Genomic DNA, 26,212 nt, shown 5'->3' on the forward strand with positions numbered 1-26,212 from the left:
CGTGCCGGACGACGAACTCGTCAGAGAGGCCACCGCAAGCCACCGTGAGCTCTTCGTGGGCCGAAGCTGCAGCGAGACACGCCGCGACTTGCCTGGAACAGTGCCAGACCACTTGACGTACTCGCCGGCGGTGGCAGTCGACGGTGTGAGAACAACAGGCGCCGCAGCGCTTCCTTGCGCCGCGGCGGTTACAGGTGCGATGCCGAACAGGATCGCGACAACGACGAGTACGGCGCCCCATCGGCGCCGTCGTGCATGCGTATTCAATGCTCCCCCCATCCGTGACGCCACCGGAGCACTGTGGTGTCACGTCCGCCCCGTGCCCGGCCACCCCTGCCGGACAGACCCCGTGAACGGGCTCCCCAGCAGCGTGCCAGCATCGCTGTCAGTAGTCAACGGCCCGGTCGGTAGGCATCTGTTCCGCCGATTTGAGTGCCCTGAGAGGTTGCGACAGTCCGCCGGATTGACAGGCGCGATTGCCTCAGTGATGGTTGAGGCAATGAACGTTGAGCGGATATCTCTGGCGGAGCGGGCGCGGGTGCATGCGGCGCTCGGGGATCCGGCGCGGCTCGCGATCGTGGACGCGTTGATGGTCGGGGATGCGGCGCCGGGCGAGCTGGGTGCGTTGCTGGAGATGCCGACGAACTTGGTGGCGCATCACCTGAAGGTGTTGCAGGAGGCCGGGCTCGTGGTGCGGGGCCGGTCGGAGGGTGATCATCGCCGGACGTACGTGCAGCTTGTGCCGGAGCGGCTGGCCTCGGTGGTGAGTCCGACGTTGCAGGACGTGCCGCGAGTGGTGTTCGTGTGTACGCAGAACTCGGCGCGCTCGCAGTTGGCGGCGGCGATCTGGGCGCGGCGTAGTCATGTGCCGGCGGTGTCGGCCGGGACGCGTCCGGCAGAGCGGGTGCATCCGCGGGCGGTGAAGGTGGCGCGTCGGCGGGGCCTGGATCCGCGGGAGTGGCGGACTGCCCAGGTTGCCGACGTGGTGGAACCGGACGATCTGGTAATCGCGGTGTGCGACATCGCGTACGAGCATCTGCCGGCCGAGGCGCGGCCGCGGGTGCATTGGTCGGTGCCGGATCCGGCGCCGCCGGACACGGACGCCGCTTTCGAGGCTGCGTACGACGAGATCGCCGGCCGGATCGATCGGCTGGCGCCGCTGGTTTCAAAGGGGAAATCATGACCGAGATCAGGTATCACCGCGAGGACCTGTCGATCGATCAGCAGTTGGCCCTGCGTACGGCGGCCACCCGGCTGCGGGAGCAGTTCGCCGAGTTCTACGGAGCCGAGACGATCGAGCGCTTCCTGCACTCGAGCTACGACCAGTTCGCGACCGGTAGCACGATCCCGAACTTCCTGCCGCTGCTGGCCGAGCGGTTCGCGCGCCAGCGGCTGACCGCGCTGGCGAAGGTCGAGGGGCACCACGACGACGGACGGCCGGTGGTGCTGTTCCTGTGCGTGCACAACGCCGGGCGCAGCCAGATGGCGCTGGGGTTCTTCGAGCACCTGGCTGGTGACCAGGCGGTCGGTTGGTCGGGCGGTTCGGAGCCCGGCATCGAGGTAAATGCGGCAGCGGTGGCCGCGATGGCCGAGCGCGGCATCGACATCTCGACGGAGTACCCGAAGCCGTGGACCGACGAGGTGGTTCGCGCCGCCGACGCCGTGGTCACGATGGGCTGCGGCGACGCCTGCCCGATCTTTCCCGGAAAGCGTTACGAGGACTGGGATCTGGACGATCCCGCTGGCTTGGAGGTGGCCGACATCCGCCCGATCCGTGACGAGATCGAGCGCCGCGTACGCGGTCTGCTCGGAGAACTCGCCGTACCTGTGGTGAGCGGCCGGTGAGCGCGACGCCCCTGTGGCGACGGGCGGTTGCCGAGGGCACCGGAACCGGTCTCCTCGTAACCGTCGTCGTGGGATCGGGTATCGCCGCGGCGAAGCTGTCACCCGACGATGTCGGCCTGCAGCTCCTGGAGAACTCGTTCGCGACGGCGCTCGGCCTTGCCGTGCTGATCCTGATGTTCGGACCGGTCTCGGGTGCGCACTTCAATCCCGTCGTGTCCGCGGCCGACTGGTGGCTCGGACAGCGCGACGGGAGCGGACTGAGCCTCCGCGAACTCGCGGCGTACGTTCCGGCCCAGATCATCGGCGCGATCGTCGGTGCCGTCCTGGCCAACCTGATGTACAGCGAGGCAGCCGTCTCGTGGTCGACGACGGACCGATCCGAGCCGCACCTGTGGATCGGTGAGACGGTCGCCACCGCCGGTCTGATCCTGCTGATCTTCTCGCTGGTCTGGTCCGGCCGGGCGGCGATCGCGCCGGCCGCGGTCGGCGCTTATATCGGCGCGGCGTACTGGTTCACATCGTCGACATCGTTCGCCAACCCGGCCGTCACGATCGGCCGTATGTTCAGCGATACCTTTGCCGGTATCGCGCCGTCATCCGTCCTGGGATTCGTCTTCTTCCAGGTGTTCGGCGCGATCCTCGGCGCCGGGCTCGTGGTCGTGCTCTACCCCACTCTCGGCAGTGCGGCCGACGTCGTCGTACCGCACGCCGATACCGCCGAATCCACCGACTCTGGAGTCACCTCGTGAGCAAGCCTGTCGTCCTCTTCGTCTGTGTTCACAACGCCGGCCGGTCCCAGATGGCCGCAGGTTGGCTGCGGCACCTTGCCGGGGGCAGTGTGGAAGTCCGCTCGGCCGGATCCGCTCCGCGGGATCAGATCAATCCGATCGCCGTGGAGGCGATGCGGGAGGTCGGAATCGACATCACCGGCAACGTCCCGCAGTTGCTGGAGTACGACACGGCCAAGACCAGTGACGTGATCGTGACGATGGGCTGTGGCGACGCGTGCCCGGTGTTCCCGGGGAAGCGGTACGAGGACTGGGAGCTCACCGACCCGGCCGGGCAGCCGATCGAGGTCGTGCGCCAGGTCCGCGACGAGATCCGCGGCCGGGTCGAGAAGCTCGTCGGCGAACTGCAGGCAGCCTGATGCGTTGACGTCTACATAGACGATTGTCAATATAGAGTGATGTCGAAGCCGGCGGGTCAGCGGACCGTCGTGCCGTTGTCCAGGGAGGACGCCGAGCGACGGGCAGCACAGCTGAGCGTCGTCGCGGATCCGACGCGCCTACGTCTGCTGAGTCTGGTGCTGACGCACCCGGCCGGCGAGGTCAGCGCCGGTCAGCTCGCGGTGGAGATCGAGGAGCCGCAGGCGGTGGTCGCTCAGCATCTGCGGCTGCTCTGCGACGTGGATCTGCTGACGAAACAGCGGCGGCACTCGGCCAGCTACTACCGGCCGACCCATCACGCAGTGGCACAGCTGGCGACCTTGCTCGGTGTGGAATCACCCGAGCGAGGCCGGGAGCCGGGCCCTCGATCTGAGTACGGCGGTGCTCGACCGCCAGCTGGAGCAGATCGCAGACCAGCTGGCGACTCGCTTCACCGGGGTGTTCTCGCCCGCGACGGTGCGGCGTTACGTGGGCGAGAGCTTCGACATGTTGGCGTCTCGGTCCCGGGTGCGCCGCTTCCTCCCGTCGCTGACCGCCAGCTTTGCGACCGAACGTCTGACCGCGTTGGCGAAGGCCGAGGGCAGGACACACGGAACCGTCTCCGAGGTGTTGTTCGTGTGCGTGCGCAACGCCGGGAGGTCGCAGATCGCCGCGGGGTTCTTGAGCCAGCTGGCCGGTGATCGCGTGCTGGTCAGGTCGGCCGGTTCGTTGCCGGTGGCACTCGTCGACCCGAACGTGGTCGCGGCGATGGACGAGGTCGGGGTGTTCCTCGGTGCCGCCTATCCGAAGCCGCTCACCGATGAGATCGTCCGGGCGGCTGACGTCGTCGTCACCATGGGCTGCGGCGACGCCTGTCCGGTGTACGCCGGCAAGCGCTACCTGGATTGGCCGATCGAGGACCCGGAGGGGAAGTCGCTGATGGAGGTGCGGCGGATCCGAGACCAGATCCAGCGGCAGGTCCAGGATCTCGTCGCCGAGCTGTTCGTCAAGCTCTGATCAGAGTCCGCGGACAAGGTCCCGGGCGGTGCGGCCGGCACCGATGAGTGTTGCGGAGGCCGGCCCGGTCCAGTCGCCGTACCCGATCAGATGTAGTCGCGGTTCCTTGATCGATTGCGTGCCATCGGTCGGGATCAGGCCGTCCGGCCCGCGCAACCCGAGGCCGGCGAGGTGGCCGAGCGCGGGACGGAACCCGGTACACCAGATGATCGTCTCGAAGGCCGACTCGGTGCCGTCGGCCCAGCGGACACCGTGGTCGACCAGGCGAGTGAACGGACGGCGGGCATGCAGTACGTCGCGGTCGCGGGCTTCGCGCACGCTCGCCACCATCACGATGTCACCGAGTCCGGCGACCCCACCGGCATCAGTCTCGCCGCGCTGACGTGCCTGGTGCCGTCTGGTCGCGATCTCGAACAACGCGCGGCCGTCGACCTCGTCGGGCAGGAATCGTGGCGAGCGCATCGTGACCCAGGTGGTAGCAGCCACCAGCGAAACCTCGGCGAGGATCTGCGCGGCCGAGTTGCCGCCGCCGACGATCAGCACCCGCTGCCCGGCGAAATCAGCTGCCCGCCGGTAGCCGGCGGTGTGGAGCTGCTGTCCGGCGAACGAGCCCGGATACCGTGGGATGAACGGCCGCGACCAGGTCCCCGTCGCCGAGATGACGTATTCCGCGCGCAGCTCCCCGTTGTCGCTATGTACAACGAGATGCTCGACGCCACGCCTCACTGATCCGACCGCGACGGATCGCCGTACGTCGAGCTGGTAGCGCTCCTCGTACCGCGTCAGGTAGTCGACGACGTGAGATGCCAAGGGGTACCCGCTGTCGCTGGTCCACGGCGGCATCATCCAGCCGGGCAGCGACGAGTACTGGGTGGGGGAGAAGGTCCGCAGCGTCGGCCACATCCGCGCCCACGCACCACCCGGCTCCGCCGCTGCGTCAAGGATCACGAAGTCCTCGCCGGGAACCAGACCGGACCGGCGCAGGTAGAACCCCGTCGCAAGCCCGGCCTGTCCGCCGCCGATCACCACCGCACGCAAGGTCACGACGGCACCAACTCGGCGACCAGCGCCCGCACCTTGGCGTTGATCTCGTCGCGGATCCGGCGTACGACGTCCTCCGGTCGGCCGGCCGGATCGTCGATGGCCCAGTCGTAGTACCGCTTGCCGGGGAGTACGGGACAAGCGTCGCCGCAGCCCAGCGTGATCACGACATCGGCCGCGCGGACCACATCGTCGGTCAGCGGCTTGGGGTAGGCGTCGGGCATGATGACGCCGAGCTCGGTCAGCAGCGGCTCGACGGGTTCCTCGATCTCGGCGGCCGGCTGCGAACCGGCGGAGCGGACCACGACCTTTCCGGCGGCGTAGTGGGACAGCAGCGCAGCTGCCATCTGTGAGCGGCCCGCGTTGGCGACGCAGAGGAACAGGACCTGCGGAACCGGGCTGATGATCGCGCCCTTGGCATGTGCGAGCGCGTTCAGTCGATCGGCGGCGAAGTGCTCGGCGAGCGCCGGGAGATGGCGGCGGATCTTCGCGGTGCGAAACAGCGCGACGTACGACTCGTGCACGTGCCGGTCGATGGTCTCGAAACCGAAGACTCCGGCGAACCGGTCGGCGAGCCGCTCCGCGGCCCGGGTCAGCACCATGTCGACATCGAGCAGGGCCAGATCCTCCGCGGACGTGGGCATGCGTACTCCTCGGCTCGTCGGTTGTTGCTCGAGGCCCTAGATTGACAGGTATCGATGAACAGCCGGTGACGTGTCGCTGATCAGACAGCCGCCGGGACCGAGAGCAGGGTGGAGAGCCAGGTCAGGCGCTCGGGGATCGGCCAGTAGTAGACCCAGGTGCCGCGGCGCTCACAGTCGACGAGTCCTGCTTCGCGGAGCACTTTGAGGTGGTGCGAGATCGTCGGGCCGCTCACCTCGAAGTGTGGCGTGATGTCGCAGACGCAGACTTCCTCGCCGGCTGAGGCGATGATCGACATCAGCCGGAGCCGGATCGGGTCGGAGAGTGCCTTGAAGACCGCGGCGCCGTCAGCCGCCTGCGCCGGATCGAGGGCGGCCTCGGAGATCGGCGTGCAGCAGGTGGTGAGAACCGGCAGTTCCTGTTTAGGCATGTGTCTATCTTGACTCTTGTCGAATCAAGAGGCAAGCTTCCTGATTAGATGAACTTCTAGACAGCGCAGATGGGTGGCGGAGGATGAGCGTGACACAGCCGGTGGTAGTCATCGGAGCAGGGCCGGTGGGACTGGCCGCGGCGGCGTACTTGGTCGAACGTGGCCTCGAGTTCCTGGTCCTGGAATCGGGTCCGAGCGCGGCCGCGGCGATCGACGAGTGGCGGCACGTGAAGCTGTTCAGCCCGTGGCGCTACGACATCGACGGTGCCGCGCGCCGGCTGCTGGAGCAGGGCGAATGGGTCGAGCCGGACCTGGACGCGTTGCCGACCGGTGGCGACCTGATCGACGAGTACCTGGCGCCGCTGGCGAAGACCCTCGAGGACAAGATCCGGTACGGCGCTGAGGTGGCCGCGGTTACTCGCGTCGGATACGACCGCATCCGTACGGCGGGCCGTGAGACGGCGCCGTTCCTGGTGCGCCTGGCCGACGGTGAGGAGGTGCTGGCATCTGCCGTGATCGACGCGGCGGGGACCTGGCGCCGTCCGAATGTTCTCGGTGCGTCGGGTATCCCGGCGCGTGGCGAGGCCGAGGTCGCCGACGCGATCTCGCGGGCGCTGCCGGACGTGTTCGGGCGTGACCGTGACCGCTTCGTGGGTCGCCGTACGGCGGTCGTCGGTGCTGGTCACTCGGCGGCGACCACGCTGCTGGAGCTGGGTGAGCTGGCCGAGCACGAGCCGGGCACGGAGGTGCTGTGGGTTGTTCGCGGCACGGACCAGGCACGGACGTACGGCGGTGGCGACGCTGACGAACTGCCCGCGCGCGGTGCGCTCGGAGCGAGGCTGAAGCGACTGGTGCAGTCGGGCCGGGTGGAGTTGGTGAGCAGCTTCCGGACCGAGGCGATGGCGCCTACGGCGGATGGCCGGATCGTGCTGACGGCAGGCGACCAGCAGGTGGTCGCGGACACGGTGGTGAACTCGACCGGGTTCCGACCGGACCACGACATGGTGGGTGAGCTGCGGTTGGACCTGGACCCGATTCTGGGTTCGACCCGGGCGCTGGCGCCGCTGATCGACCCGAACCAGCACTCCTGTGGGACCGTTCCGCCGCACGGCGTGGACGAGCTGACGCACCCGGAGCCGGGGTACTACGCGGTCGGCGCGAAGTCGTACGGCCGGGCACCGACGTTCCTGTTGGCCACCGGCTACGAGCAGGCGCGGTCGGTCGTGGCCGCGCTGGCCGGTGACTGGGACGCCGCGCGCGACGTCCAGCTGAACCTGCCGGAGACCGGTGTGTGCTCCTCGAACCTGGCGTACGGCGACTCCGACGACGAGGCCTCGGGTGGCTGCTGCGGCCCGGCGCCGGTCAGCATCGAGGCGCCGGCGAGCCGTGGGCTGGCGACCGGGATCAGCGGTGGCCTCCTGACTGTCGTCGAGGCCAAGCCGACCACCCAGTCCGGCTGCTGCAACTGATGACCACGGGGCTGACCACTCGCGCAGCGGTCAGCCCCACACGGCTGGTCGGCGCGCTCGCCGTCACCCAGACCGTCGGGTACGGCGTGCTGTACTACGCGTTCAGCGTGATCCTCGGCCCGATGAGCGCCGACCTGGGGATCCCTCACATCACGGCCGCGGGTGCCCTGACGGTCGCGGTTCTGGTGTCAGGTCTGTTGTCGATCCCGGTCGGGCGCTGGCTTGACGCCCGCGGCGGGCACGGGTTGATGACGGTCGGGTCGCTTGTCGGCTCGCTGGCGGTGCTCGGCTGGTCGCAGGTCCACAACGCCGTACAGCTGTACGGCGTGTTCGTGCTGATCGGCGTGGCATCGGCGATGGTGCTGTACGAGCCCGCGTTCACGGTGGTCGTAGCGGCCATGGAGCCGGCGCGGCGGGCGAAGGCGCTGCTCGGCATCACGCTGGTCGCGGGATTCGCCAGCTCGATCTTCATCCCGCTCACCGGGCAGCTGGTCGACCGGATCGAGTGGCGGCCGGCGCTCGTCACACTCGCGATCTTGCTGGCGACGCTCACGATTCCACTGCACGGCATCGGGCTGCGGCACGCTTCCACAGCGCGTCATCACGAACGACGGCTCCGCACCTCGCCGGCCTGGGTTCTGCGGGATCCAGCGTTCTGGTTGCTCGCCGCGACCTTCGTCCTGCACGGCGCGGCGCTGGCCGTCATCGCCGTACACCTTGTGCAGTACTTGATGAGCCTGGGCCACCCGGCCGTGGTCGCGGCGACACTGGCCGGTCTGCTCGGGCTGCTGTCGGTGACCGGTCGGGTCGTCACCACGCTCTCCACAAGATGGTTGCCCATGGCGACCATCGTCGGATTCATCCTCGTCGGGCAAGGCGCGGCGATGTCGCTGCTGCCGGTCTTGGGGCACCAGCTGCCCGGCGCGATCGCCTGTCTGGTGTTGTTCGGGCTCGGCTTCGGTGTTGCCTCGATCGCGACGCCGGCGATCCTGCTCGAGCGGTACGGCGCGACCGGTTACGGCACGATCGCGGGCACACTGGCCGCGCCGATCCTCAGCGCCAAGGCCATCGCGCCGCTCGGCGGCGCGCTGCTCGCCGCCACACTCGGCTACCGGACGCTCGTTCTGCTGGTCGCCGCAGCCTGTGCGGTCGCGGGTCTGCTGCTGTTCCTCGTACAGCGGTTGCCGACTGAGGTGCCGGCAGCTCGCCGGTGACCAGGAAGATGGCTCGCCGCCGACAAGACCGGCGCGACCAAGATGGACCGGCCCGAGGACATCGAGGTCAGCAAGGTGACCGGCAAGATCTACGTGGCGCTCACCAACAACAGCAACCGCGGGCCTAACGGTCAAGCCGCGGCGGACGAGGCCAACCCGCGCAACAGCAACAAGCACGGGAAGATCCTCGAGATCGTCGAGGATGGCGGCAACCACGCCAGCGAGAGCTTCATCTGGTCGCTGCCGATCGTCTGCGGTGACCCGGCCGACTCGTCGACGTACTTCGTCGGCTGCGACAAGACGAAGGTGTCGCCGATCTCCTGCCCGGACAACCTCGACTTCGATGCGCACGGCAACTTGTGGATCTCCACCTACGGCAACGCCCTGGTCGAGCACGCCGGGACGAACTTCAACGACGGTCTCTTCGCGGTTGCGGTCGAGGGACCGGAACGGGCAAGGCGAAGCAGTTCCTCTCGGACCCGCGCTGCGCGGAGCAGGCGTCGGCGTACGTCGTACCGGACAACAAGTCGGTCGTCGTGTCCGTGCAGCACCCCGGCGAGATCATTGGCGCGTCGGTCGACAAGCCGGCCAGCACCTGGCCCAACGGCGACTTCGCGCGGCCGGCCGTGATCGTGACTTGGCGGCCTGACGGCGGCGAGATCGGCGCCTGACATCAGTCGCGGCTGAGCCGGCCGGGGCCCGCTCAGCCGCTTCTCAGGATGATGTCTGCTGGATGAACATCTTCGAGACCGATACAACCTCCGGGGGCGTGGGCGACTTACACTGCTCTGGTGAGTCCACGTCGAAGCGCTGCGAGCATCGGGAGTGCTCAGCAGGTGGCCGGCGTCGCGATCGACCGGGACGAGGCCGAGCGACTGGCCGGCGTACTGAAGGCACTCTCCGACCCGACCCGGCTGCAGCTGCTGGCAATGATCGAGGCGAGCCCGAACGGTGAGGCGTGCGTCAACGATCTGACCGAGCCTCTGGAGCTCAGCCAGCCGACGATCAGCCACCACCTGAAGATTCTCGTCAGTGCCGGGATCCTTGCCCGCGACAAGCGCGGTCTGTGGTCGTGGTACTCGATCGTGCCGGAACAGCTGCAGACGCTGCGGGCCTTGTTGCCGGGGCCTACTTTCCTGCGATAGCGCGGACGACGTATTTCGCGTCGCGGGAGACGCCACGCAGTGTGTTGGACGAGAACGATCGCTGGAACTCGATGCCGAGGTATGCCAGGCGTTTGTGGGTGAGTGAGAGGCCGCGTTTGTGGAGCGGCATGCCGGTGCTGTCGAGTGCTTTGAGGTCTTGCAGGTAGGTGAGGTTGGGGCGGTAGCCGGTTGCGAAGATGACGGTGTCGACGTGCTCGCGGGTGCCGTTCGCCCACTCGACCTGGCCGTCGTTGAAGCGCGTGAACATCGGTCGTTGGTCGAGCAGGCCGGACTTGATGGCGTTGCTGTAGGTGCCGGTGTCGAAGACCGGTGTTCCGCGGATCAGGCGCTTCAGGACTGAGGGCGGCAGGAGGTCGAGGCGGAGGGTGTGCAGCCAGTAGTGCATGTCGCGACCGCCGCGGACTTGGGGGACGAACTGGACGGGTCGCCGTACGGCGAGCGTCGTGGTGGCGACCTCGGCGAGCTCGTACGCGACCTGGATCGCGGAGTTGCCGGCGCCGACCACGACGACCCGGTGGCCGGCGTACTGCTTCGGGCTGCGGTAGTCCGCAACGTGGAGGAGCTCGCCGGTGAACTCGCCTGGGAGGTCCGGGATGTACGGGTTGGTGAACGAGCCGCTCGCGCAGATGACGGCGCCCGCCTGAAACTCCTTCTCCGCCGTGCGGACAACGAAGCCCGCGCCCTGGGTCTCGACGGTCTTGACGCGCGTGTTGGTGTGAATCTCGGCGTCGAGGCCGGCCGCGAGCTTGTCGAGATATGCGACCACCTCGTCCCTGGTCGGGTAGCGCTCCAGATCGCCGGGGAACGGTGTGCCCGGGAAGCCGCTGTAGCGGGCGGGGGAGAAGAGGGCCAGGCTGTCGTAGTACTTCGGCCAGGACCCGACCGCACGCTCGCCGGCCTCTAGCACGACCGGCCGCAGCCCCGCCTCCCGCGCCGCGTACCCGCCGGCCAGCCCTGACTGCCCACCACCAATGATCACCACGGAGTCGTCTCTCATACAGACAATATATCGTAATATCCCGATATGACGAAACGTCGATATTAGCTACCCTGGTGACATGGCAGAGCTACAGGAACCGGCGGAACTGCGCACCGCCACGCACGACTTCCTCAAGGCCCTGTCGAGCCCGACCCGCCAGCGCATCATGCTCCTGTTCGCCCGCGGCGCCGAACTGTCCGTCAACGAGGTCGCCGAACAAGCCGGCATCGGCCAGTCCACCGCCTCACAGCAACTCGACATCCTCCGCCGGGGCGCCATCGTCACCTCCCGCCGCGAAGGCAAAACCGTCCTCTACCGAGCCGACCGCGACGGTGCCAGCGCAGCCCTCGCCGACCTCCAGACCTACCTCAAGGGCTGCTGCTGAGGGTCAACTGCTGCCGATGAAAGTCGAAGTGCTGTGTCGGAAAGCGGTACACATCGGCCAACGTCATGTAGTCCTCGAAAAACGGGTCCCACCGGAACGGGTAATGCATCCCGCGGGCCAGGTTGTCGTCGCTCTCCGCATCCAGCCGCTGATGCAGCTTGGCGATCACGTGGTCGAACATCACGACCATCCTCGCCGTGCTCAACGTGTTCCCGCCCAGATATGACCCGAGAAAGTTGACCGCGTCGAACGCGCCGGTACCGGCGTTGAGGACCCTCGCGTACACCCGGCTCGCCCCGTCCGGCAGCCGCCCGAAGACCCGCACGAGCCGCAGCAGCGCCCGGATGATCAGATACCCGAGCAACATGTGGAACAGCAACTGCCGGTTGGTCCATCGAGTGCCGTTCGACCTCCGGCGCAGGCCGGCCTGGTCCGCGTGCTCGACGAGTTCGTGGAACTCACGCCGAGCCCTTTCCCAGTCCTCGTGCACAGGACTCCGATCCATACCTCATGGTCGGGCTGGATCACGTCCGTGCCAACGCTTCGGGGGGCCATGCCTTCCCGTCCGACGGTGCTTCGTGCTTCGCCTGATGAGGTGATTATGGTTCTGTTCATGCTCGAGCATGCACAGGCGGAACCGGTCGAGCGGTCGGCGTACTGGTTGCTTGGTGCGGCCGCCGCAGGTGCACTGGTCGGTGTGCTCGGCGGGATGATCGGCCTCGGCGGGGCGGAGTTTCGGTTGCCGTTGCTGATCGGTGTGTTCGGGTTCGCTGCGTTGCAGGCGGTGATCCTGAACAAGGCGATGAGCTTGATCGTCGTACTGACGGCGCTGCCGGCCCGCTTGTTCGCAGTCCCGTACGGCGAGCTGTCTCCGTACTGGTACGTCGCGCTCAACCTACTGGCCGGCAGCCTCGTCGGAGCCTGGATAGGGGCGTCCTGGGCGACGCGCATGCGCTCGGCCACGTTGTACCGCGTCCTGGCCGCTCTCCTGGTGCTGATCGCAGCTGCCCTCGCCTGGAGTCACTTCGGCAACCTCGGATCACTCGACCTCTCACCCGGCCTGAGAACCGTTCTAGGGGTCGTCGCAGGCGTGGCGATCGGAGTCGTAGCGGCTCTGATGGGCGTTGCCGGTGGAGAACTGCTGATTCCGACGATCGTGCTCCTGTACGGGGTCGACATCAAAACGGCCGGTAGCCTCTCGCTGGCCGTGTCGCTGCCGACGATGCTGGTCGCATTCGCCCGCTACAGCCGGGACAACAGCTTCGGCGTGCTGCGAGCCAACCGCGCCTTCGTGCTCACGATGGCCGGTGGATCGATCCTCGGTACCGTCCTCGGTGGTCTCCTATTAGGCGTGATCCCCGAAACCGTCCTCGTACCGCTTCTCGTCGTACTGCTCCTGGCATCGTCCGCGAAGGTCTGGCGACACGAATAACCGAGGCGATTCGCACGACGCCGTCCGCGGGGCGCCCGAGGATGAACGCCGAACCGCGTTACCTCGTGCCAGGCGTACTGCCTGCCACGAGAGTCAACCCGCGACCGCCTGCGGCGTCGAGGGGCTCGCGCGGGCAGTGGACAGATACGGACTGAGGTCGGTTTGTAGCGGCGTGGCGGTTCTGAGATACAGAGAGTTCGTCCTGCTAGGGACAGATCAGCGGTTGACTCTGTAGCCGGGTACGGGGTTCAGGATGGTGGTATGCGAACCAGTGAGCTGGCCGATCAGGCAGGAGCGAACGCCGAGACGCTGCGGTACTACGAGCGTCGTGGGCTGCTGGAGGGACCGCCGCGGACCGCGGGTGGTTACCGGGACTATCCGGTCTCGGCGGTCGGGTTGCTGCGGTTCGTGAAGCGGGCGCAGGAGTTGGGGTTCACGCTGGACGAGGTGGAGGAACTGCTGCACCTCGACGCCGGTGGTCCGGACAACTGCGACACGGCCCGCGCTCTGGCCGAGCATCGGCGCGACGATCTGGCGGCCCGGATCGCGGATCTGCAGCGCATGCACGACTCGCTGTCGGCCCTGGTGGACACGTGCGAGCTGCCGCGGGCCGATCGCACGTGCGCGCTCCTGGAGGCGATCCGATGAGGCTCGAAGTGCTGCACGTCCGCGACTGCCCGAACCTGGCACCGCTCCTGGATCGCCTTGCTCAGGTGACAGACCTGCCCGTTGCGACTCGACTGATCGAGAGTGACGCGGACGCGGCGCGATACGGCATGGCCGGTTCCCCGACATTGCTTGTCGACGGCGTCGATCCCTTCGCTGTGGAAGGGGAGGGCACCTGCGGTGTGTCGTGCCATCTGTATCGAGACGGCGACGGGCGGATCGTGCCCGCGCCGTCGATCGAGCAACTCCGGTCTGTCGTCGCGGGGTCGGCGGCGCAGGTCGAGGTCCTGAGTGCGTGGCGGCGGCGCGCGATACCGATGGATTCGGCCCAGCGGACCGCGCACCAGCGGGTTCTGCGGTCGTTCGCCGCGACCGGGCAGCCGCCTGATGACCTTCCGGCCGGTGTAGGTCGTGCGCTGCACGACCTGGACGCCATCCGGTTGACGCCGTCCGGCGAGATCGCTGTCGCCTACCCGTTCTCGGCGGTCCCGACGCGCCACCGAGTACGGATCGGGGACCTGGTCGATGTGTACGCGATGTGCGCGATCGATGCCCTGGGCATCGCGCCGATGCTCGACCGGGACACGCTGATCGAGTCGATCGACGTGACCACCGGCAGCCCGATCCGAGTGCTCACGCGCAACGGCCGCCGGACCTGGGAACCGGCCGGAGCAGTCGTGTTCGTCGGCGCGGAGGCCGGCGGTGGCCCGTCCGCGGACTGCTGCTGTGACTACCTGAACTTCTTCACCGATCGCCAGTCAGCGCAGGCGTGGGTCGACGCGCATCCCGCCGTACCGGGCGAGGTCCTCGACCAGCAGCAGGCGGAAGCCCTCGCCGACAGACTCTTCGGCCGTCTCCTGGCCGACAACCCTCCTCATCCGGTCAAGGGAGATGGCGATTGATCCTGCGCAGCAACGGACCGATGACAGGCTTGTCGTGCCAGCCTCGGGTGATCACCTGCTCGCGCAGGCGCCGCATCCCGATCCGGAACTGTGCTGCCGCAGTAGGCCGAAGCTCATCTTCGCGCTGACCTGCACGCTGCCTCACATCCACGGCGCAACCGACACAGATGGCAACCTCAGGATGAGCACCGAGCCGCACCAACTCACGCTCGTCGTACTCCCCATCACAACACCAGCACCTCGCCGCCACCGGCGACGTCGAATCTCCCGAACTGCTCACATCTCCATCATGACGGCGTCCGCCGCCAGGCCGTGAGGTTTGCGTGGGCTCTGCTGTCTTCTTCGGTGGCTCGAGCTGACGGGTGATGTGTGGGCCCTCCTTCGGAGGGGGCGCGCGGTGTCCGTCGCGAGTGGAGGATCGCGGCGCCTACCGCGCCCAGGGCGATGGCGGTCAGGAGGATGCCTCCCCAGTGGCTGTCTGGCTTCGGGGCGCGTGTGGTTGCCGGCCCATCGGGGTCCGTGAGTGGCGAGTTCCCGTTCGGAAGCGGCCAGGCTACGTTGACGCCGCCGCCCAGTCCTCCTTGTGCGTTGCTCGTGATCATCGGTCCGGATTGGTTACTCATCGAAGCTTCCTCATTCCGTACGTGTTCGAGGCCGGTCAGCTTCAGGGGAGCGTGATGTCCACGCTTGTGCAGGCACTCGACAGAGCGCTGCGGAGTTGGCGATAGCGGACTTCGTCACCTGCTTGGTTGGCCTCGAGGTTGAGTGCTGCTACCGCGTCAGCGAATCCGCGCGCGGCGGAGTTCTTCTCAGCGGCGGCGTTGGCCAGGCGTTCCGCCTGGTCGTTGGCTTCCCACCAGTAGTCGTCGACGATCATCGCCCGACAGGCCGCTGCGACTAGCGCGAGCACGGACGCGTCTGCTGAGGTCGACGTTGTTGGTGTCGAGTCCGGGCCAGGTGACGGTGTCACTGTCGTGCTGACCGGTCTTGGTGACGGGTTCGGTCGGTCCTCCGTCGAACCGCAGCCGGTCAGTGGTAGGCAGAGCATCCCGCCGACCAGCAGGCTCCGGGACAATACGTGCAACATGACAGCTTCCTTACCGCTTGGCTCTGCGCGTGCCCCAGATTCGCGTGTCGATCTTTGGGCCGCGTATCCCGCGGTCTTGGCGCTCTCAGGTCCGAACATCCCTGTGTGGCCCCCACTCTGATAGAGGGTCGGGATTCCGCGTTTGTTGTTCACCGCGCACATTGGATTGCCGACATCGACCCACGCCAGCTTGATGCCGGCACTCAGGGGCGACAGTGACCACTACGGCTCGGGACAGGGATCTCGATGGCCCTGAACCGGGCGTCGAAGTCGCGCGCCTGTTCCACACGGATTTGCTGGCTCGGCTGCGCGAGCCCTGATCGGCCGACCATGAACTCGCACTCCGCCTGCGCGAAGGCTTGAGTGCGACGTTGACCGCTGGCACGCCGGATCAGCTGCGGGTCTGGATTCGGCGAGGTCACAACCGAACGACGAGTTCATCGGTTCCTGCGGCCAGGGGAGCCCGCGGGCGTCGGCGCACGCTACCTTGTCCGTTGGGGATGGCCGTGGGGGCGCGGTCTGCACGGGATGGGGGATCATGACAGATCAGCGGCTCGACGCACAGCCGAGCGAGAAAGATGAGGCGGAGCCAGCTCGGTCGGCCGCGACGCCGCATTCGATGGTCGTCGCGGGGGCGATTCTCGCCGTTGGCGCAGGATTGTTGGTGGGCGCGATCGACGCCCTGGATGTGGCGTGGGCTCAGATCGCTGCTTGCGCGTTGATCGTCATTGGCTCAGCTGCGGTGTTCTGGGCGTACAGGTGCCAGCGCGCCGGTCGTCGCACGCGCATCAGCAAGGCGACGGTCGGCGGGGTCGTTCTGGCGACTGTCGCGATCATGATCGTGGGTAAGCAGGTGGGTCGCTCTGAGGACGCTGCGGCAAACGACAGGCCCAGCGGCACGCCTAGCGGAGTCAGCGTGACGCCGTCGAAGTCCGAGCCGCTCTCGCTCGGCTATCAAGGCGGTTGGGGGCCGGAGCGCGCGGTCTTCTCGATGAAGACGCCGTCGCCGTACGTCGTCTTCAACAGCATCACGGACAACCCGGCGCACGGCGATGAACGGAACTTCGTGCAGGTCAAGGCAGCGGATCAAGGCAACGCGACCTATAGCGATCGCATCGCGGTGGAGATCGGCAAGGAGTACGACGTCTACATCCTCTTCGACAACGATGCGGCACCGAATCTCGGGGCAGCAGCGACCGCGAGAGACGCTCGGGTGCGTCTGGTGTTCGGTCATCAGGATCGACGGGCTGGCGTCGGAGCAGTGGTGTCGGCGCTCAACGCCAAGGACGTCTGGGACGGCGCCGTGTTGCTGAGTGATCGTAGTTTCAGCGTGCGGTATGTCGAGGGATCAGCGCGGCTGACCACGAAAAAGCTGACGGATGTTCCGCTGCCCGATGCTGAGCTTCGGACGAAGGGCGCGTTGATCGGATCGGGCGCCATCGATGGGATCGTTCCTTCGGACTTCTCATCGGGCTACGTGGTTCTGCGCGTTGCCATCGACGCTTCTTGATTGGAGCCGCGCGGAAGATGGCGCGTCGATCGGTCAGCAGCCCTCCGGGACTGACAGCGTGTTGTGGAGAACGATGACGATCGAGTCTGAGGGAATTCGGAGGCTGTCGTGCGTGGTGACGTCGTAGAAGACCGCCTGGCCGTCGGCTCGGCCTAGATACAGCAAGCATCTGCGGTCCGTGACGTCTGTCGAGCGGAGCAGGTCGGGGTCGCGTGGTGTCACCGTGGCCGGCACTGCGGTCACGGCCAGCACGGGGAGTCGGATGGTGCTGGCGACATACACGTTCCGCACCGTGTATCCCTGGACGGCGTCGGAGCCTTCCGTCCAGGCGATGATGGGCAGTCCGACCAGGACCAGGCCGAGGGCGACGGCGAGCGATCGGAGGGTCAGGGTTAGGGCGTCTGCGGAGAGGGACTTCGACGTGCGGCGCGGTCGACGTCCGGATACGACGCGCATGCCGTGGATCAGCAGACGAGCGATGACGGCGATCACGAACAGCACCACGGTCGCGAACAGGACGAGTTCGAGTGCCCCGATCAGTTGACCGGCCAGGATCTCGACGTAGCCGTACCCGACTTCCTCCGGCGTGGCTCGCAGCTGCAGGTAGAAGAACACGTACGACAGCCGGAGTACGCCGTACAAAGCCGCGCCGAGAAGCCCGGTCAATGGCACGGCGAACCGCACGATCCAGTCCAGGGTGCTGGCTAGAGCTCCACCTCGGCGTGCGCGAGAGGATCGGCGGCCGGCGACAGACGGCCGCGGCGAAGCCTTCTCTGTCTTTCCCACGTCAGCCGGCGCCAACGTCGAACTTCAGGCATGACTCGCCTGCGCATTCCGTGACGCTGACCGGCTCGATCCACAGGAGGTACGTTCCGCGCGGAGTGCGGGTTGGCAGGGTGAGATCAGCGATGAGTTCGCCGTCCTCGTCCGCAGACTTCGCGGGCAGGTCGGCGTAGAAGGGGAACTCCTTGTCGGGGACATCAGCGTGTGGACCGAACAGTGTCGGGTAGATGGTCTCGCCGCCTTCAACGCCCGCCACCGTAAGCTTCACGGACCGGCCGATCAGTCTGAGCTCGGCAACAGGCCGCGTCGCCCGTCCCACAGCGAATCTACCTGTGGGCGCAGCCTCGGGTGAACTCGTCGGTTCGGAGGTCTCGGTGCTCGACACCTGGGAAGAGATCTCATAGCGGTACTGACCAACTTCGCGCAGCGGTCCGTAGCCCATGGTGGCTTCGAGGTTCCAGACCCACAGACCGCGACTCGACGCAATTGGTACGAGGCGATGCACCTTCCCGCTCGGCGTCGTAAGACGAAGGTCGGGCTGACTGTCGCCGGCGGTTCGTTCGATGCACAGCTCGTGCGACTGCAATCGCTCGATCGTGAAGAACTGGCCGGACCTGCTGGGGCTACAGGGTTGTGTTGTCGGCATGGGCTGGATGAATCTGCTAAGCCAGCTCGGGCGCTTGCGCTGATGCTGCGCCTCCGACTTCGTGGAGGTCGAGCTTGATGATGAGGTCGTTGGTGACGAGCTCCGGGTGGACGAACTCTGGGTGGACGGCTCAGTTGACGACGTAGTGAACGAGGTGGGAGTCGTCGTCCCACCTCCGGTCGATGCGGTACTCGGAGACGGCGTCAACGTGCCCGTCGCGTCCGGCGGAACCGCCGTTCGGCATGCAACCACGCTGGTCGCGAGCAGAGCGGCCGCGACCAGGCGAATCCACCGTCCCTTGACGGCGTCGGTCAGCACTGGCACCACCCCCGAACGCCGGCCGCGGACTCCGTTCCGCTGCGCGACGATTCCCCACCACGACCATGCTCCAGTGGTCCCGCGCACCGCAAGGTTCGAGCGTTCATTTCCTGGGCGAATGCCAGATCCCGACGCCAAAAGTTGGCGGTGGCATTCGTTGAGTCGCCGTGGCCCGGGGCTGCAGTCCTGGGTGGTGAGATCAAGGACTTGAACGGAGCTGCATGTGAGCGAGCAGAGGATGAGCGGCGGCGATCTGCGCCAGCGAGTGGTGGAGCTGGTTAGTCGAGCCGAGGCGATCGTTGAAGTGCTGGAGGTGAATGCCGTCGACGGACGGTGGGCGATGACGGCGTTCAGTCGGTACCGGCTGTGCGAGTTGCTCGGGATCATGCCGTACGTCCGGTACGGCGGTGAGCCTGACGGAGATCCGGTGGAGCTGCTGGAGGAGGCGGCGCGGGCGGCGGAGCAGATCGACGTACCGATCGAGGACATCAGTTGGCGGCTGGCGTTGGGGGATGCGCTGCGGACGGCGGTGGCCGACATCCGGAGGGTCCGGGATGCGGGCGACGTATGAAGATCTGCTCCGTGCGGCACGGCGGGCAGCTGTGAGCGCTCTGCGCGGGACCTATCCCGACGAGGCCGAGGTACTGGCGGACTGGGACGCCGTTCTTGGCGCGACGAGGAACCATCTGCGCTGGCTCAGAACAAGTTTGAAGACGGAGCCCGGGGCGAGGGAGCCGGCCTCGTGTTCAGACAACTCTCTGGGGCGGCTGGCACGAACGATCGGGGCTGCCGCGGACATACTGGCTGTTCAAGACTCGGTAGCTGCCGCCGCGTTGGATGTTCGCGACGATCTGATCGCAGCGCGAGCGGAGGTGGCCGCTATCGCGCGGATCGGTGCGGAAGCTGTCCTACGCAACACCAAGACGCGAACTCCTGGGAGGCTCCATCTCAAGACGGTGATAGCGGAGCTTGAGGAGATAGCGGGTGCTGACTCACGGCGTATGGGACTCGGCGGACTCGGTGTGCTCGCGGCTGGTGGACCAGGTCTCACGAGTGCCGGCTTGATGATCGCGCCCCTGGCGGCTAGGTGGGAGCGCGTGCACACAGCGGTGGATGAGGCGAGCGTGCTTACACGTGAGCTCCGCTCGACAACGGCGCAGCTTCGTACGGTTGGCGGCCAGGTCTGGCACGTGGCGACGCACGTGCTGTCGTCGCCCCACGCGGGCCTCGACGTCGGTCAGCGTCGAGATCTGCAAGTCATCCGACGGGCGCTCCGGGGCTTCGACTCTCACAGTCGGCTGGTGGAGAGGGCTTGGCGGAGGCGTTTGTCCGACCTCGGTGGGCCTGGCAACTCGCTCGACGAGACCGCGTTCCTAGACCTGAAGGATTCGATGGACGAGCTTCTCCGGGACCGTGGTGGGCTCCGTAGTCCTCGAGATCTGGTGGGGCACCGTCGATCAGCAGTCGTGCTGATTGATGCGATTGACGAGTTGCTCTGGTCTGCGAAGCAGGTCGCCGGACACCAGCAGCGGATGGTGAGCTGGTCGATCGCGGCCGGACGCCTGTTCGTGCCGCGTCACGAGGCTGCGCAGGTGGAGCTGGCGTATTTACGCAGGCCTGGTGGAGGCGCCAGACTGCTACAGCCCTGGTGGGTGCGCACGGACCGTGCCGGCTGCTTCGGCGAGTTGACGCGCGATTTGACCGAGGCCACGGACAGCCTGAGGGCGGCGTCGGACATGGCTCGCCGACTCGCAGGGACGTCAAGATTCTCTCGTCGGACCGCGGATCCCGTGGTGCGGCTTTCGTCGGCATATGTCGACCTTGCGTCCGGGATCGCGGATCAAGGACAGGAAGTGCCCGGTCCCGGACGTTGAGCCAGGCAGCCGATCCATCGGGAGGTTGCTGTGGGCAAGGAAAAGGTGCGGGCGGACGATCTCCACCGCGTGCTCGACGCGGAAGTGAGCAAACTGCGGACGGCGCCTGACTGGAGCAGATGGCTGGACGTTGCGACGTTACTGCCGACGTACGGCTTCGGGAATCTCGTTCTGATCAATCTTCAGATGCCGCAAGCAAGCTGGGTGGCACGTGCTCGGCAGTGGCAGCAGTTCGGCCGGCGGGTGGATGCGCGGCGGGGGATCAGGATTCTGACGCCGCTCCGTTCGCCGGCGGCGAGCGAGATCCGCAACCACGCCGGCGCTGATGGCGCGGCCGACGACCGGGTCATTGGCTTCCGCGTTGATCTCGTATACGACGTCACTGCTACAGCCGGTCCGCCCGTTCATCTCCCGCGTCCACCGGTGGCTGCCGACGCGACCCTGGCGAGACGCCTGTGGGACGGTTTGGCTCACGACGTCGCAGTGGATGGATACGCGGTCGACGTACGGCCCACCGGCGATGGCTCCGAAGGCTTCACCGACTACGGCGCCAACCGGATCGTCATCGCTGATCATCTCGACGACTTCCGCGCGGTCGCGCGCCTGGCACACGAGGTGGGACATGTCCGGATGCATTCGCCGACCGACCCGGACGCGGCTGTCGCATGCATGGGAACTCGTGAGGTCGAGGCTGAGTCGGTCGCCTACGTCGTCCTGGCACGTTACGGCCTGAGTTTCGACGCTGAATCCTTCGACTACATCGCGCACTGGGCGCGGCAGGCAGACCCGAACGAGCCGGGCAGCGTGATCAAGGCGACCGGGGCGCGGGTCGTCGACACGGCTCGGCGACTGATCGACGCCACGGACAAGTACCTGGGTGCTCGCCGAACCCCGACGGGTTGGGCACGCTCTCGAGCGCTCGACTCGAGCCGGATGGCTCCCGACGTCGACGGCCCTGCGTTGTGAGGCGGCTCAGCCATGGGAGCCAGCGAGAGGGTTGCAGCGCTACGGCGAGCACGCGAACGTCAGGCGCAGATCGAAGCGGCGACCGCCCGGACAGTCAAGGCGAGAGATTCGCTCGACCGGATGATCTTGGCGAGGGAAGTCGCCATCGAGCGATACGACGAGCGTGTGGCCGATGCCGAGGCCGAATGGGCAGCTGAGACCGCCGAACTCGCACGGATTTGTCGATCCGCCGAGGCTGCTGCCGAGATCCTCGGTTGGTCGGTCGGCGAACTCCGCCGGGTCGTGAAGTCCGACCGAGAACGACGGGCTGCTCCCGATGAGCCGCTCGTGGGAGGTCACGATGGCGAAGCTTGATTCTGACCCGCTGTGGGATATCGATCAGGTCGCCGAGTACCTGAACGTGCCGAAACGGACTCTGTATCGCTGGCGGACGCTGGGGTACGGGCCGCGGGGAAAGCGGGTCGGCAGGCACCTGCGGTACCGCGCAGCCGATGTGGTCGCCTGGTTCGCCAACCTGAGCGACGAGATTCTCGACGAGAGGTGGGACTGATGATCGAGATCACCCACACTCCCGATCAGGGCACGGTGGCGCGGGGTGTACCGAGGGTCGGCGCGCCGGCAGAGATCTTGAGGGCTGCCGACTGGGCGTGGTCGTCGCACCTGGAGGCCTGGCATGTCGCGGGATCTCGTCACCAAGCAATGAGCATTTGGCACGTGGATGAGGTCGCGGAAGCGCTCCGGCAGGCTGGCTTCGACGTCTCGGTTCGCGCCGACGACGAGCGGACCCAACGGAGGCACGCGCTCCGGCTGGTCAATGACCAGATCACGCATCTGGAGGGGAAACTGAGCAAGGTCGATCGCCTGCTCGACGAGCACTTCCGAAGCATCGCCGTCGGAGCGCGGACCTCGACGGCGACGGACCTGTGGACGATCCGGATGCTCATCCGGCGGATCGACCTAGATGAGAGGCTCCGCCGGTGGCGCGAGGTCGGCGACCGGCGAGTTGCAGGTAGGCCGGCAGGCGGCGCCACGACGACTCAGAGCCCTCCTGCTGGCCGACCGCCGTACCACGACATAACCCATCAGGCTCCTGCGGACGGTCCGGACGGACCGCTGCCATAGACGTGCCAGCTGGCTCGGCCGTCACCGATCAGCCGCGGACCTCAGCCGCCGGACCTGAGCCGCGGACCTGCCGCAGCTGCATTGTCTTCGGTCGCACCGCGAGGGGGAGCCGGGTCAAACGCGGCGCCAGCTCGGAGGCGTAGTCATCGTGGTGCTGGTTCGGGTCGTCCCAAGAGATCAAGAGCCAGATCGGGCCAGCTGCGTCCACGGTGCCCGATCCGTAGTCGGCGTGGTGAACTCTGTCGCCGCGCCGGAGCTCGCTCCAAGCCAAGGTGCCTGCGCGCTCGCCCATGTCGCGTTCCTTCGGAGTGACGTGTTGCGGGCCCTGCCATTGACAGGGGAGACAACGGCAGGGCCCGGAGCCCGTTGCGCATCGCGCGCCGCGGGATTGGAGGGCGCGACCGGCGCGGAGGACATGCTCACGCGCCGGCCTCGCCGGTCTAAGTGGGGTGGGAGCCGGTGCTGGCGAGTGCCGGGTCCCCGTCGGGGTCGAACGGATCCGGATCCAGCCAGTGGATCTCTGACGCGCCGAGGTGACCGTGAACCTCCAGCAGTTCGGCGATGCCTGGCCAGAACGTCATGCACGGGTTCGGTCCCAGCCACTTGGCTGCCACCCACTGCTGACCGTCCTCGTTCGGAGGGAACTCGACGACCAGGGCGACGACGCCCGTTCCGCTAACCCCTGACGGATCGCGATACCGATACAGCTGCCCGCGGCGCATCAATCCCGTCTCCTTGCTCAGTTCTGGCGACGGCCCGACGACGATGTCGAGCGTGACTCAAGCCTCCTGGTCGCGGGCTGGACACCAGAACCCTGTCTCCGGACATTTACGGACATTTCGTGCTACCGTCCAACTAGACATTTACAGACATCTACCCATGAGTAAGGGTGGGCGATCCAGGTGAATGACGTGCTCCGGCGCGCGATGTACAACGCGAACCTCACCGAGCTGGATCTGTCGGTGGAACTCGCCGTCGACCCGAAGACGGTGCGAAATTGGATGCGGGGCCAGGTGCCGCATCGTCGGACGCGCTCCGCGGTGAGTCGGCTCCTCGGCGTCGACGAGGACGTTGTCTGGCCGGAGCCCCGGGCGACTGGTGCCGAGGCTGATCGCCCTGCGGAGATCGCCGGCATCTACCCGCGGCGTACGTCGATCGATCCGCAGAGCTGGCGGTCGTTCTTCGAGTCTGCCGAGTCAGAGATCGGCATCCTTGCGTACAGCGCCCTCTTCCTCGCCGAGGATGCCCGGATCGTGCGGCTCCTGCGCGAGAAGAGTGACCACGTCCGGATCAGGATCGCCCTGGGTGCGCCGGACGGGACGAAAGTTGTCGAGCGCGGTGCCGAGGAGCAGATCGGCGAGGCGATGGGGGAGAAGATCCGGAACTCGCTCGCCTTGCTCGGGCCGCTGCTGGTGAGCGAGTCCGTCGAACTGCGACTGCACGACACGGTCCTCTACAACTCGATGTTCCGCGCGGACGGCCAGCTGCTCGTCAACCAGCACGCGTACGGAATCCCCGCGGCGCAGTCGCCTGTGTATCACTACCGGAGCTCGGATGACAGCGAGATGTTCGACTCCTATCTCGCAAGCTTCGAGGCGGTGTGGATGAGGGGACAGCTGCAGTCCGTCGCGGGCTGAGGTGGCTGTTGCGACGGCGGGCGCGCGTCGTACGCTCGGGCAGGTGATGACAGCTGAGCATGCAGAGTCGGTTGCCCGTCGGCTACTCGCCGGCGAGCTGCCCCGGCGCTGGGCGCACACGCAAGGCGTCGCTGCTCGCGCGCGGGAGTTGTCGGCCATTCTCGGCGACCGATCCGAACTGATTGAGGGCGCAGCCTTCCTGCATGACATCGGCTACTCCGCCGCGGTGCGGTCGACCGGATTTCATCCTCTCGACGGGGCTCGATACCTCCGCGACGTGCTCGGCGCCGAGACACTGCTCTGCCAGCTCGTTGCGCACCACACGGGCGCTCTGGTCGAAGCCGACGAACGAGGGATCGACAGGCTTGCGGCCGAGTTCCAGCTACCCGACCAGTTTCTGCTGGAGGCCCTGACGTACTGCGACTTGACCGCGGCCGTAGACGGTTGCCAGGTCGATGTCGAGGAACGCCTGAACGAGATTCTGACCCGCTATCCACGCGACCACGTCGTACATCGCTCGATCGTGCGGTCGAAGCCGGCGCTGCGGTCCGCCGTACAGAATGTGGAACGCAGGCTCTGCGCCTAATCGAAGTACAGGGTCGTGCCTGGCGTGAGGTAGTGGTCGATGCGGCGGCGCATCGTGTCGTTCATCTTCAGGCCGTCGAGCTCGGACGATGGAATCCAGCGGACTCGGGTGCTTTCGCTGCTGGGCGTTGGAGTGCCGCCGACGGCTCGGGCGCGAAGCAGGATGGAGAACTCCTGTCGTGCCTCTCCGTTGCTGGTGTAGAGGATGATGTGCTTCGGGTCCGTGTAGATGCCGAGGACGTCGAGGATCTCGCAGTCGATGCCGGTCTCCTCCTTGGTCTCGCGCACGCCGGCCTGCGACATGGACTCGCCGAGGTCGATCGCTCCGCCGGGCAGAGCCCAGTTGCCGTTGTCGGAGCGCTCGATCATCAGGATCTCGCCGGCTTCGTTCTCGATGACCACGTTGACCGACGGGACCATGCTGTTGGCGGCCGGCGCGTTCGGATCGTCGTAGTAGTCGATTCGCTTCGGCATCAAGACTCCGCCATCGGGGTTGCCTCGTCCCACACCCGTTCGAAGCTGTCCAGGTAGTGGCGCGCGAGCTCGCCGCCGGGGATCTTCCGGAGATGCCACACCGGCGCCTGCGCTGCGGGCAGCCCGTAGATGTGGGTGTTGACGAACAGCCGGTCGTCGGCGCGGAAGATCGAGTTGTACAGAACGGTTCGATGCACACGGAACTCGACGTGAGGGACGTCGGTCAGGTTGCGGTAGAGGACGATGGCGTTGCGGATCTTGGCGGCCAGAGCTGTGCCGATGCCTTCCTCCTCGCCACGCTCGGCGATCCTCGGATCGTCCGGATCGCCGATCAGAATCCGGACCCGCGCGCCGGCCTTGGCTCGTTTGCGCAAGACTCGTTGAAGTCCGGAGTCCTCCGCTAGGAAGAGACCCGCGTAGACCAGCACGCCGATCTCCTCGTCGCCTGACTCGAAGAGCTGCCGCCACTCGTCCATCGTTACGTCGGAGCGATGTGGGTAGACGCGGACGACCTCGCTCTCGGCCACGGCTGCGGCTCGATCGCGGGTGAGCGCGTCGGGCCAGAGGTACGTCTCGTCCCTGCCCAGCCTGACCGCGATCCGGTGGCGGTTCCTCGGAAACGGCAGCTTTTCGCCCACGACCCAACGCTCGACGGTCTTGACGTTGACTTCCAGTTCCTCCGCGAGCGCATGATGGGTCAGACCTTGTTCCACCATCGCGGCACGCAGTCGTTCGTTAGGCACGGAACCTAACCTAAGACATTTCAGGACATTTTGAGGCGAAGCGAGACATCCCCGAGATGTCCGGTCGTGCCGTGACGCTGTCCCGGTCGCAAGAATCATCCTTGCCGTCATGACGGCAAGGATGATTCGGACTC

Annotated in this window: 34 protein-coding genes and 1 pseudogene; 22 read left to right on the forward strand and 13 right to left on the reverse strand. The window is 66.9% G+C overall.

Translation table 11 applies throughout. The annotated features are described in order from the left end of the window. The first annotated feature begins 499 nt into the window (after positions 1-499). The 6 genes and pseudogenes from AB0L64_RS39720 to AB0L64_RS39745 all read left to right on the forward strand — a co-directional run bounded on the left by AB0L64_RS39720 (position 500) and on the right by AB0L64_RS39745 (position 4,007). Complete coding sequence (locus AB0L64_RS39720) at positions 500-1,183, forward strand: helix-turn-helix domain-containing protein (protein WP_363718134.1); 684 nt, start codon at positions 500-502, stop codon at positions 1,181-1,183. Then, positions 1,180-1,845, forward strand: coding sequence for an arsenate reductase ArsC (locus AB0L64_RS39725; protein WP_363718135.1), 666 nt, complete (start codon positions 1,180-1,182; stop codon positions 1,843-1,845). The genes AB0L64_RS39720 and AB0L64_RS39725 overlap by 4 nt, the downstream gene beginning before the upstream one ends. Then, complete coding sequence (locus AB0L64_RS39730) at positions 1,842-2,594, forward strand: MIP/aquaporin family protein (RefSeq protein ID WP_363718136.1); 753 nt, start codon at positions 1,842-1,844, stop codon at positions 2,592-2,594. Before AB0L64_RS39725 ends, AB0L64_RS39730 begins: the two co-directional genes overlap by 4 nt. Beyond that, positions 2,591-2,992: an arsenate reductase ArsC gene (locus tag AB0L64_RS39735; RefSeq protein WP_363718137.1), complete on the forward strand. Its 402-nt coding sequence runs from the start codon at positions 2,591-2,593 to the stop codon at positions 2,990-2,992. The genes AB0L64_RS39730 and AB0L64_RS39735 overlap by 4 nt, the downstream gene beginning before the upstream one ends. A 39-nt stretch (positions 2,993-3,031) precedes the next feature. Further along, positions 3,032-3,208 (forward strand): annotated as a pseudogene (locus AB0L64_RS39740) (ArsR family transcriptional regulator); the annotation flags it as partial. A gap of 130 nt (positions 3,209-3,338) precedes the next feature. After that, positions 3,339-4,007 carry an arsenate reductase ArsC gene (locus tag AB0L64_RS39745; protein WP_363718138.1) on the forward strand — a complete coding sequence of 223 codons (669 nt, stop codon included), beginning with the start codon at positions 3,339-3,341 and terminating at the stop codon, positions 4,005-4,007. Here the strand turns inward: AB0L64_RS39745 and AB0L64_RS39750 are convergent, their stop codons facing one another. From AB0L64_RS39750 to AB0L64_RS39760, 3 genes are all read right to left on the reverse strand, one after another. Further along, positions 4,008-5,051: an ArsO family NAD(P)H-dependent flavin-containing monooxygenase gene (locus AB0L64_RS39750; protein ID WP_363718139.1), complete on the reverse strand. Its 1,044-nt coding sequence runs from the start codon at positions 5,049-5,051 to the stop codon at positions 4,008-4,010. Continuing rightward, entirely contained in the window at positions 5,048-5,692 is a 645-nt protein-coding gene (locus tag AB0L64_RS39755) for an arsenate reductase ArsC (protein ID WP_363718140.1), read from the reverse strand. The genes AB0L64_RS39750 and AB0L64_RS39755 overlap by 4 nt, the downstream gene beginning before the upstream one ends. An 80-nt stretch (positions 5,693-5,772) precedes the next feature. After that, positions 5,773-6,120, reverse strand: a complete 348-nt coding sequence (locus AB0L64_RS39760; RefSeq protein WP_363718141.1) for a metalloregulator ArsR/SmtB family transcription factor — start codon at positions 6,118-6,120, stop codon at positions 5,773-5,775. An 83-nt stretch (positions 6,121-6,203) separates the two neighbouring features. Between AB0L64_RS39760 and AB0L64_RS39765 the strand changes: the two genes are divergently transcribed. The 4 genes from AB0L64_RS39765 (at position 6,204) to AB0L64_RS39780 (ending at position 9,948) form a co-directional block, all read left to right on the forward strand. After that, positions 6,204-7,589: an FAD-dependent oxidoreductase gene (locus AB0L64_RS39765; RefSeq protein WP_363718142.1), complete on the forward strand. Its 1,386-nt coding sequence runs from the start codon at positions 6,204-6,206 to the stop codon at positions 7,587-7,589. Continuing rightward, positions 7,589-8,803, forward strand: coding sequence for an MFS transporter (locus AB0L64_RS39770; protein WP_363718143.1), 1,215 nt, complete (start codon positions 7,589-7,591; stop codon positions 8,801-8,803). The genes AB0L64_RS39765 and AB0L64_RS39770 overlap by 1 nt, the downstream gene beginning before the upstream one ends. A 42-nt stretch (positions 8,804-8,845) precedes the next feature. Beyond that, a complete protein-coding gene (locus AB0L64_RS39775) occupies positions 8,846-9,433 on the forward strand; it encodes an alkaline phosphatase PhoX (protein ID WP_363718144.1) in 588 nt (195 codons plus the stop codon). 161 nt (positions 9,434-9,594) lie between these two features. After that, positions 9,595-9,948 carry a metalloregulator ArsR/SmtB family transcription factor gene (locus tag AB0L64_RS39780; RefSeq protein WP_363718145.1) on the forward strand — a complete coding sequence of 118 codons (354 nt, stop codon included), beginning with the start codon at positions 9,595-9,597 and terminating at the stop codon, positions 9,946-9,948. Here the strand turns inward: AB0L64_RS39780 and AB0L64_RS39785 are convergent. Continuing rightward, a complete protein-coding gene (locus AB0L64_RS39785; protein ID WP_363718146.1) occupies positions 9,932-10,966 on the reverse strand; it encodes an NAD(P)/FAD-dependent oxidoreductase in 1,035 nt (344 codons plus the stop codon). The genes AB0L64_RS39780 and AB0L64_RS39785 overlap by 17 nt on opposite strands. 61 nt (positions 10,967-11,027) lie before the next feature. Here AB0L64_RS39785 and AB0L64_RS39790 point away from each other — a divergent pair, with 61 nt between their 5' ends. After that, positions 11,028-11,333: a metalloregulator ArsR/SmtB family transcription factor gene (locus AB0L64_RS39790; protein WP_363718147.1), complete on the forward strand. Its 306-nt coding sequence runs from the start codon at positions 11,028-11,030 to the stop codon at positions 11,331-11,333. Here AB0L64_RS39790 and AB0L64_RS39795 read toward each other — a convergent pair. Continuing rightward, positions 11,317-11,838, reverse strand: a complete 522-nt coding sequence (locus AB0L64_RS39795; protein ID WP_363718148.1) for a DinB family protein — start codon at positions 11,836-11,838, stop codon at positions 11,317-11,319. The two genes, AB0L64_RS39790 and AB0L64_RS39795, sit on opposite strands and share 17 nt — an antisense overlap. Positions 11,839-11,946: 108 nt before the next feature. On the opposite strand from AB0L64_RS39795, the gene AB0L64_RS39800 reads away from it, so the two are divergent. The 3 genes from AB0L64_RS39800 to AB0L64_RS39810 all read left to right on the forward strand — a co-directional run bounded on the left by AB0L64_RS39800 (position 11,947) and on the right by AB0L64_RS39810 (position 14,333). Further along, complete coding sequence (locus AB0L64_RS39800; protein ID WP_363718149.1) at positions 11,947-12,765, forward strand: sulfite exporter TauE/SafE family protein; 819 nt, start codon at positions 11,947-11,949, stop codon at positions 12,763-12,765. A 261-nt stretch (positions 12,766-13,026) separates the two neighbouring features. Further along, entirely contained in the window at positions 13,027-13,413 is a 387-nt protein-coding gene (locus AB0L64_RS39805) for a MerR family DNA-binding protein (RefSeq protein ID WP_363718150.1), read from the forward strand. Then, a complete protein-coding gene (locus AB0L64_RS39810) occupies positions 13,410-14,333 on the forward strand; it encodes an alkylmercury lyase family protein (RefSeq protein WP_363718151.1) in 924 nt (307 codons plus the stop codon). Before AB0L64_RS39805 ends, AB0L64_RS39810 begins: the two co-directional genes overlap by 4 nt. Before the next feature lie 664 nt (positions 14,334-14,997). Here the strand turns inward: AB0L64_RS39810 and AB0L64_RS39815 are convergent. Continuing rightward, positions 14,998-15,210: a hypothetical protein gene (locus tag AB0L64_RS39815; protein WP_363718152.1), complete on the reverse strand. Its 213-nt coding sequence runs from the start codon at positions 15,208-15,210 to the stop codon at positions 14,998-15,000. Positions 15,211-15,958: 748 nt separating this feature from the next. Here AB0L64_RS39815 and AB0L64_RS39820 point away from each other — a divergent pair. After that, complete coding sequence (locus AB0L64_RS39820; protein ID WP_363718153.1) at positions 15,959-16,930, forward strand: hypothetical protein; 972 nt, start codon at positions 15,959-15,961, stop codon at positions 16,928-16,930. A gap of 33 nt (positions 16,931-16,963) precedes the next feature. Here the strand turns inward: AB0L64_RS39820 and AB0L64_RS39825 are convergent, their stop codons facing one another. Further along, positions 16,964-17,614 (reverse strand): hypothetical protein, encoded by a 651-nt coding sequence (locus tag AB0L64_RS39825; protein ID WP_363718154.1) that lies wholly within the window; start codon positions 17,612-17,614, stop codon positions 16,964-16,966. 103 nt (positions 17,615-17,717) lie between these two features. Next, the gene (locus AB0L64_RS39830) at positions 17,718-18,299 is read right to left on the reverse strand and encodes a hypothetical protein (RefSeq protein ID WP_363718155.1); all 582 of its coding nucleotides are present in this window, start codon (positions 18,297-18,299) and stop codon (positions 17,718-17,720) included. Between the two features lie 601 nt (positions 18,300-18,900). Between AB0L64_RS39830 and AB0L64_RS39835 the strand changes: the two genes are divergently transcribed. The 3 genes from AB0L64_RS39835 to AB0L64_RS39845 are packed head-to-tail and all read left to right on the forward strand — an operon-like array spanning position 18,901 to position 21,517. Beyond that, on the forward strand, positions 18,901-19,248 hold the full coding sequence (locus AB0L64_RS39835) for a hypothetical protein (protein WP_363718156.1): 348 nt from the start codon (positions 18,901-18,903) through the stop codon (positions 19,246-19,248). Then, positions 19,232-20,551, forward strand: coding sequence for a hypothetical protein (locus AB0L64_RS39840; protein ID WP_363718157.1), 1,320 nt, complete (start codon positions 19,232-19,234; stop codon positions 20,549-20,551). The genes AB0L64_RS39835 and AB0L64_RS39840 overlap by 17 nt, the downstream gene beginning before the upstream one ends. Before the next feature lie 30 nt (positions 20,552-20,581). Continuing rightward, the gene (locus AB0L64_RS39845; protein WP_363718158.1) at positions 20,582-21,517 is read left to right on the forward strand and encodes a hypothetical protein; all 936 of its coding nucleotides are present in this window, start codon (positions 20,582-20,584) and stop codon (positions 21,515-21,517) included. A 39-nt stretch (positions 21,518-21,556) separates the two neighbouring features. On the opposite strand, the gene AB0L64_RS39850 is transcribed toward AB0L64_RS39845, so the two are convergent. Beyond that, complete coding sequence (locus AB0L64_RS39850; protein WP_363718159.1) at positions 21,557-21,856, reverse strand: hypothetical protein; 300 nt, start codon at positions 21,854-21,856, stop codon at positions 21,557-21,559. Position 21,857: 1 nt separating this feature from the next. Between AB0L64_RS39850 and AB0L64_RS39855 the strand changes: the two genes are divergently transcribed. After that, the gene (locus tag AB0L64_RS39855) at positions 21,858-22,067 is read left to right on the forward strand and encodes a helix-turn-helix domain-containing protein (RefSeq protein ID WP_363718160.1); all 210 of its coding nucleotides are present in this window, start codon (positions 21,858-21,860) and stop codon (positions 22,065-22,067) included. Then, a complete protein-coding gene (locus tag AB0L64_RS39860; RefSeq protein ID WP_363718161.1) occupies positions 22,067-22,639 on the forward strand; it encodes a hypothetical protein in 573 nt (190 codons plus the stop codon). Before AB0L64_RS39855 ends, AB0L64_RS39860 begins: the two co-directional genes overlap by 1 nt. Positions 22,640-22,667: 28 nt before the next feature. Here the strand turns inward: AB0L64_RS39860 and AB0L64_RS39865 are convergent, their stop codons facing one another. After that, positions 22,668-22,931: a hypothetical protein gene (locus tag AB0L64_RS39865; RefSeq protein ID WP_363718162.1), complete on the reverse strand. Its 264-nt coding sequence runs from the start codon at positions 22,929-22,931 to the stop codon at positions 22,668-22,670. Positions 22,932-23,079: 148 nt separating this feature from the next. Further along, entirely contained in the window at positions 23,080-23,361 is a 282-nt protein-coding gene (locus AB0L64_RS39870; protein WP_363718163.1) for a hypothetical protein, read from the reverse strand. Positions 23,362-23,541: 180 nt separating this feature from the next. Here AB0L64_RS39870 and AB0L64_RS39875 point away from each other — a divergent pair, with 180 nt between their 5' ends. Together AB0L64_RS39875 and AB0L64_RS39880 are read left to right on the forward strand one after the other, a co-directional pair. Then, entirely contained in the window at positions 23,542-24,276 is a 735-nt protein-coding gene (locus tag AB0L64_RS39875; RefSeq protein ID WP_363718164.1) for an XRE family transcriptional regulator, read from the forward strand. Positions 24,277-24,322: 46 nt separating this feature from the next. Continuing rightward, positions 24,323-24,862, forward strand: a complete 540-nt coding sequence (locus tag AB0L64_RS39880) for an HD domain-containing protein (RefSeq protein WP_363718185.1) — start codon at positions 24,323-24,325, stop codon at positions 24,860-24,862. On the opposite strand, the gene AB0L64_RS39885 is transcribed toward AB0L64_RS39880, so the two are convergent. After that, on the reverse strand, positions 24,859-25,335 hold the full coding sequence (locus AB0L64_RS39885; RefSeq protein ID WP_363718165.1) for an NUDIX domain-containing protein: 477 nt from the start codon (positions 25,333-25,335) through the stop codon (positions 24,859-24,861). The genes AB0L64_RS39880 and AB0L64_RS39885 overlap by 4 nt on opposite strands. Continuing rightward, positions 25,335-26,189 carry a helix-turn-helix transcriptional regulator gene (locus tag AB0L64_RS39890; protein ID WP_363718166.1) on the reverse strand — a complete coding sequence of 285 codons (855 nt, stop codon included), beginning with the start codon at positions 26,187-26,189 and terminating at the stop codon, positions 25,335-25,337. The genes AB0L64_RS39885 and AB0L64_RS39890 overlap by 1 nt, the downstream gene beginning before the upstream one ends. Between the last annotated feature and the right edge of the window lie 23 nt (positions 26,190-26,212).

The organism is Kribbella sp. NPDC051936, from assembly GCF_040680955.1.
Taxonomy (GTDB): Bacteria; Actinomycetota; Actinomycetes; order Propionibacteriales; family Kribbellaceae; genus Kribbella.

Excerpts from the sequence above, each read along its gene's own strand:
- AB0L64_RS39720 (WP_363718134.1), top strand. The coding sequence starts at position 500 with ATGAACGTTGAGCGGATATCTCTGGCGGAGCGGGCGCGGGTGCATGCG.
- AB0L64_RS39725 (WP_363718135.1), top strand. The coding sequence starts at position 1,180 with ATGACCGAGATCAGGTATCACCGCGAGGACCTGTCGATCGATCAGCAG.
- AB0L64_RS39755 (WP_363718140.1), bottom strand. The coding sequence starts at position 5,692 with ATGCCCACGTCCGCGGAGGATCTGGCCCTGCTCGATGTCGACATGGTG.
- AB0L64_RS39760 (WP_363718141.1), bottom strand. The coding sequence starts at position 6,120 with ATGCCTAAACAGGAACTGCCGGTTCTCACCACCTGCTGCACGCCGATC.
- AB0L64_RS39765 (WP_363718142.1), top strand. The coding sequence starts at position 6,204 with ATGAGCGTGACACAGCCGGTGGTAGTCATCGGAGCAGGGCCGGTGGGA.
- AB0L64_RS39770 (WP_363718143.1), top strand. The coding sequence starts at position 7,589 with ATGACCACGGGGCTGACCACTCGCGCAGCGGTCAGCCCCACACGGCTG.
- AB0L64_RS39775 (WP_363718144.1), top strand. The coding sequence starts at position 8,846 with ATGGACCGGCCCGAGGACATCGAGGTCAGCAAGGTGACCGGCAAGATC.
- AB0L64_RS39785 (WP_363718146.1), bottom strand. The coding sequence starts at position 10,966 with ATGAGAGACGACTCCGTGGTGATCATTGGTGGTGGGCAGTCAGGGCTG.
- AB0L64_RS39790 (WP_363718147.1), top strand. The coding sequence starts at position 11,028 with ATGGCAGAGCTACAGGAACCGGCGGAACTGCGCACCGCCACGCACGAC.
- AB0L64_RS39795 (WP_363718148.1), bottom strand. The coding sequence starts at position 11,838 with ATGGATCGGAGTCCTGTGCACGAGGACTGGGAAAGGGCTCGGCGTGAG.
- AB0L64_RS39800 (WP_363718149.1), top strand. The coding sequence starts at position 11,947 with ATGCTCGAGCATGCACAGGCGGAACCGGTCGAGCGGTCGGCGTACTGG.
- AB0L64_RS39805 (WP_363718150.1), top strand. The coding sequence starts at position 13,027 with ATGCGAACCAGTGAGCTGGCCGATCAGGCAGGAGCGAACGCCGAGACG.
- AB0L64_RS39810 (WP_363718151.1), top strand. The coding sequence starts at position 13,410 with ATGAGGCTCGAAGTGCTGCACGTCCGCGACTGCCCGAACCTGGCACCG.
- AB0L64_RS39815 (WP_363718152.1), bottom strand. The coding sequence starts at position 15,210 with ATGATCGTCGACGACTACTGGTGGGAAGCCAACGACCAGGCGGAACGC.
- AB0L64_RS39820 (WP_363718153.1), top strand. The coding sequence starts at position 15,959 with ATGACAGATCAGCGGCTCGACGCACAGCCGAGCGAGAAAGATGAGGCG.
- AB0L64_RS39840 (WP_363718157.1), top strand. The coding sequence starts at position 19,232 with ATGCGGGCGACGTATGAAGATCTGCTCCGTGCGGCACGGCGGGCAGCT.
- AB0L64_RS39855 (WP_363718160.1), top strand. The coding sequence starts at position 21,858 with ATGGCGAAGCTTGATTCTGACCCGCTGTGGGATATCGATCAGGTCGCC.
- AB0L64_RS39860 (WP_363718161.1), top strand. The coding sequence starts at position 22,067 with ATGATCGAGATCACCCACACTCCCGATCAGGGCACGGTGGCGCGGGGT.
- AB0L64_RS39865 (WP_363718162.1), bottom strand. The coding sequence starts at position 22,931 with ATGGGCGAGCGCGCAGGCACCTTGGCTTGGAGCGAGCTCCGGCGCGGC.
- AB0L64_RS39870 (WP_363718163.1), bottom strand. The coding sequence starts at position 23,361 with ATGCGCCGCGGGCAGCTGTATCGGTATCGCGATCCGTCAGGGGTTAGC.
- AB0L64_RS39880 (WP_363718185.1), top strand. The coding sequence starts at position 24,323 with ATGACAGCTGAGCATGCAGAGTCGGTTGCCCGTCGGCTACTCGCCGGC.
- AB0L64_RS39885 (WP_363718165.1), bottom strand. The coding sequence starts at position 25,335 with ATGCCGAAGCGAATCGACTACTACGACGATCCGAACGCGCCGGCCGCC.
- AB0L64_RS39890 (WP_363718166.1), bottom strand. The coding sequence starts at position 26,189 with ATGACGGCAAGGATGATTCTTGCGACCGGGACAGCGTCACGGCACGAC.